General features: G+C 73.7%; 5 protein-coding genes. 3 read left to right on the top strand and 2 right to left on the bottom strand.

The genetic code is table 11. The annotated features are described in order from the left end of the window. Positions 1-1,349 (top strand): AMP-binding protein (locus AB0J52_RS28425; RefSeq protein WP_500185532.1); only part of this gene is annotated, 1,349 nt, incomplete at its 5' end. A gap of 58 nt (positions 1,350-1,407) precedes the next feature. Here AB0J52_RS28425 and AB0J52_RS28420 read toward each other — a convergent pair. Together AB0J52_RS28420 and AB0J52_RS28415 are read right to left on the bottom strand one after the other, a co-directional pair. Then, positions 1,408-1,977, bottom strand: coding sequence for a L,D-transpeptidase family protein (locus AB0J52_RS28420; protein WP_500185530.1), 570 nt, complete (start codon positions 1,975-1,977; stop codon positions 1,408-1,410). 79 nt (positions 1,978-2,056) lie between these two features. Then, positions 2,057-2,257, bottom strand: a complete 201-nt coding sequence (locus tag AB0J52_RS28415; protein ID WP_500185528.1) for a hypothetical protein — start codon at positions 2,255-2,257, stop codon at positions 2,057-2,059. Between the two features lie 333 nt (positions 2,258-2,590). Between AB0J52_RS28415 and AB0J52_RS28410 the strand changes: the two genes are divergently transcribed. Next, positions 2,591-3,943, top strand: a complete 1,353-nt coding sequence (locus AB0J52_RS28410; protein ID WP_500185527.1) for a cytochrome P450 — start codon at positions 2,591-2,593, stop codon at positions 3,941-3,943. 36 nt (positions 3,944-3,979) lie between these two features. After that, positions 3,980-4,595, top strand: a 616-nt coding sequence (locus AB0J52_RS28405; protein ID WP_500185525.1) for an SDR family NAD(P)-dependent oxidoreductase, incomplete at its 3' end; no start/stop codon positions are given.

Genomic DNA, 4,595 nt, shown 5'->3' with positions numbered 1-4,595 from the left:
AGGCCGCGCTCGCCGGGGCCACCCGCGTCATCGCCGACCCGGAGAACGCGGCCGCCGCCGTCGCGCTCGGGCTGCCCGTCCACCTGCTGGGCGGCGTGCGGGCGCGCGGGGACGGGCCGGAGATCCCCGACATGGAGGAGATCGACCCGGACGCCGTGCCGCTGCCCGCCTGGTACCGCCCGAACCCCGGCCGCGCGAGCGACACCGCGTTCGTGCTGTTCGCCGGGGACGGCGAGCACACGCGAGCGAACCGGATCACCAACCGGCGATGGGCGCTGTCGGCGTTCGGCACGGCGTCGTCGGCGGCGCTGTCGCCGGCCGACACGGTCTTCTCGATCTCGCCGCTGCAGCACCCGTCCGCGCTGATGATGAGCCTCGGCGGAGCGGTCGCGGGCGGGTCGCGGCTGGCGCTCGCGTCCGCCTACGACCCCGAGACGTTCTGGGACGAGGCGCGCCGGTACGGCGTCACCGTCGCGTCCTACACCTGGATGCTGCTGCGCGACCTGGTCAACGCCCCGCCGAACCCGGCCGAGCTGCACCACCCGGTGCGGTTGTTCATCGGGTCGGGGATGCCGCGCGGGCTGTGGCGGCGCGTCGAGGAGCGGTTCGCGCCCGCGCGCGTGCTGGAGTTCTACGCCTCGACCGAGGGCGAGGCCGTGCTCGTCAACCTCAGCGGCAAGAAGCCGGGCGCGCTGGGACGTCCGCTGCCCGGCAGCGCCGACGTCCGGCTCGCCCGCTACGACCTGGAGAGCGGACGGCTCGCCGAGGGCGCGGGCGGGTTCGCCGAGGAGAGCGGACCCGGCGAGATCGGGATGCTGCTCGCCCGCGTCCGCCCGGAGACGGTGCAGCTCGGGCGGCGTCCGCTGCGCGGCGTGTTCGCGCCCGAGGACGCCTGGAAGGTCACCGGTGACCTGTTCCGCCGGGACGAGGACGGTGACTTCTGGCTGGTCGGACGGGACGCCGAGCTGATCCGCACCCGGTCCGGGATCGTCCCGCCGGGCCCGGCCCGCGACGCCCTCGACGACCTGCCGCAGGTGGACGCGGTCGTGGTCTACGGCGTCCCGGCGGGCGGCTCCGAGGTGGTGGTCGCCGCCATCACGCTGTGCCCGGACGCCGAGGTGAAGCCGGTCGACCTGGCCGAGACGCTGCTGCGGGTCGAGCCGGAGCTGCGTCCGGCGGTCGTCCGGGTCGTGCCCGCCATCCCCGTCACGGCCGGCCACCGGCCCGACCCCCGCGCGCTGCGCGCGGAGGGCGTGCCGGAACCGGGCGCGGGGGTGACCTACCACCGCGACTCGTCGGGCGCTTACCGTCCGCTCACGGCCGCCGCCCGGCGCAGGCTGCTGGGCTGACGCCGGGCGTCTCCGCGACCGCCGCGTCAGCGCGGCCCGGCCGTCAGCAGCCCGGCCGTCAGCGGCGGAGGTGGACCGGCGTGCCGTTCCGCACCAGGTCGGGCAGGGTGTCGCCGACGTTCATCGGCAGCCGGACGCAGCCGTGTGACGCCCGCCGGTTCGGCACCTGGAGCGACCCGTGCATGGCGTAGCCCTCGTGGAAGAACAGCGGCCGGAACATGTAGCCGAGCGGGGACCGGTGCCATCCGTCCACCCGGCGCGTCACCCGGAAGTCGCCGACCGGCGTGCGCGCGATCCCGCAGTGCCCGCGCTCGCAGTAGTGGCGGCCGGAACCCGTGGAGATGTGCGAGATCAGCGCCACCCGTCCGCCCCGGTAGAGGGTGAGCACCTGGTGGCGGATGTCGATGTCCACGCGGGTGCGCGAGCGGTCGCGGGTCAGTCGCCGTGGCTGCCGGGGATGGGCCAGCGCGTACATGAAGCGCCGGCTCAGCCGGCCGTTGGGGGCCATGCCGTTCACCTTCTGGAACGCCCAGACGGCGTCCTTGGTGTACTCGTTGTACACGCCGTTCGCGGGACCGGGCGCGTAGTGCAGAGCCTGAAGGCGGCGCTGGACGGCGCGGACGTCCACCTCGCGCTTCGTCTGCTTGTGCGGGGCTGCTTTCGGCGGGCGGGTCGGAGCGACGTCGGGCTCATCCCCGGCCGCCGTCTCATCGGGCGTCTCCGCGCCCGGCGGGGGCGGCGCTCCTCCACCAGGCCAGGGCGACACATCCGCGCCCGAAGAAGGCGAAACGGCCGTAGTGGACGAAGCCGACCCGGCGGCGTTGGACGGAGCCGAACTGGCGGCGCTGGACGGGCCCGAACCGCCCGCGCTGGACGAAGCCGAGCCGGCCGCGTTGGACGGTGCCCAACCGGCCGCGTTGGACGGTGCCCAACCGGCCGCGTTGGGCCATGGCGGGTCGGCCGCGTGCGCGGGCAGCGGCGAGAAGGCGAAGGCAGAGGTCGCGGCGAGCGCGAGACCGGCGAGCATGGCTCGCACGCTAGGCCGGAGCCCTTCGGCCAGCGCCGGACGACACCGTCCCCCGGGCGCAAGCTTTACCGGCCGATCTCCCCGGCGCGACCCTGGACACGCGGGGAAGCGGCACGCTACAACAGAGGAACAAATAACGCCCTTTTGTAGCGCACCGGACGTGTCGTCTCCGCGCCTCCGAGCGAGCGGCCGGACCTGTGCCGGGAGGTACCGCATGGCCACGCGCGTCCTCGCCGCCCCGCCCCCGGGCAGCGGCCTCAAGCCCGTCGTCGGGGACCCGGGCCTCCCGCTGGTCGGCAACACCCTGCGGGTGATGCGGCGGCCGTTCGAGGTGTCCCGGGAGCGGTACGACCTGTTCGGCCCGGTCAGCTGGAGCTGGCTGCTCGGCCAGCGGACGGTGACCGTCCAGGGACCGGAGGCGGCCGAGACCGTGCTGGTCAACCGGGACAAGGCGTTCGCGAACGGCCCGGCGTGGAGCTTCTTCATCGGCCCGTTCTTCACCCGCGGGATCATGCTGCTCGACTTCGAGGAGCACCTGCACCACCGGCGCATCATGCAGCAGGCGTTCACCCGGCAGCGGCTCCGCGCGTACCAGGAGACGATGGCGCCGAGCATCGGCAAGGGCCTGGACGCGTGGGTCCCCGGACGCGGCTTCAAGGTCTACGACCACGTCAAGCAGCTCACCCTCGACCTGGCCACCGACGTGTTCATGGGCGTCGACCTGGACCGCGCGGAGGCCGACCGGATCAACGGCGCGTTCATCGACGCCGTCCGCGCCGGGACCGCCTACGTCCGCTTCCCGGTGCCCGGCCTGCGCTGGCACAAGGGCCTGCGGGCGCGCGGGGTCCTGGAGGGGTTCTTCCGGACGCACCTGCCCGCCAAGCGCCGGGACGGCGGCGACGACCTGTTCGCCGCGCTCTGCGCCGCCGAGACCGACGACGGCCACCGGTTCACCGACGAGGACGTCGTCAACCACATGATCTTCGCGCTGATGGCCGCGCACGACACGACCACCATCACGCTCACCACGATGGCCTACTACCTGGCCAAGCACCCCGAGTGGCAGGAGCGGCTGCGGGACGAGTCGTTCGCGCTCGGCAAGCCCGTCCTGGAGCCCGCCGACCTGGACGCCATGACCGGCATCGACGCCGTCATGAAGGAGGCGCTGCGGCTGGTGTCGCCGGTGCCCGCGCTGCCGCGCAAGGCCGTCAAGGACACCGAGGTGCTCGGCTTCCACATCCCGGCCGGGACGACCGTGGTCGTCCCGCAGCTCACCAACCACCGCATGCCGGACGTATGGCCGGACCCCGACCGCTTCGACCCCGGCCGGTTCGCGCCGGAGCGGCGCGAGGACAAGGCGCACAAGTACGCCTGGTCGCCGTTCGGCGGCGGCGCGCACAAGTGCATCGGCCTGCACTTCGCCGGGATGCAGGTCAAGAGCGTCATGCACCAGTGGCTGCTGCGGTACCGGTGGAGCGTGCCCGGCCGCTACACCTGGCCCCTCGACACCACGTCCCTGCCGTCCCCGAAGGACGGCCTCCCCGTCCACCTGGAGCGTCTGCCGTGACCCTGGAGCGTGTGGCATGAGCCTGGAGCGTGTGGCATGAGCAAGGTCGTCGTCATCACCGGTGCGGCACGCGGCATCGGCTTCGCCACCGCGCGCGCGTGCAGGGCCAAGGGCGGAACGGTCGTCATCGGCGACATCGACGAGGCCGCGGCGAGGGCCGCCGGGGAGCGGCTGGGCGTCACGGCGCTCCCGGTGGACGTCACGTCGCGCGAGTCGTTCGAGACGTTCCTCGCGGAGGCCGAGGTCGCGCACGGGCCCGTGGACGTCCTGGTCAACAACGCGGGCATCATGCCGATCGGCCCGGTGACCGGCGAGTCCGACGCGGACGCGCGGCGCTGCGTCGACATCAACGTGCACGGTGTCATGCTCGGCACCAAGCTCGCGCTCGACCGGATGCTGCCGCGCGGGCGCGGGCACGTCGTCAACATCGCGTCCGTCGCGGGCCTGCTGCCGACGCCGGGCCTGGCGCTCTACAACGCCAGCAAGGCCGCGGTCATCGCGTTCACCGAGTCGGCCCGGCTGGAGGTGCTGGACAGCGGCGTGCACGTCAGCGCCGTCCTGCCGTCCTTCACCAACACCGAGCTCATCGCCGGAACGTCCGCGCCGCGCGGGCAGCGCAACTGCGAGCCGGAGGAGATCGCGGACGCCGTGG

Source organism: Spirillospora sp. NPDC049652 (assembly GCF_040675125.1).
Taxonomy (GTDB): Bacteria; Actinomycetota; Actinomycetes; order Streptosporangiales; family Streptosporangiaceae; genus Spirillospora.
The sequence above is the reverse complement of the archived record's forward strand: the minus strand, read 5'-3'. Positions and strand labels throughout refer to the sequence as shown.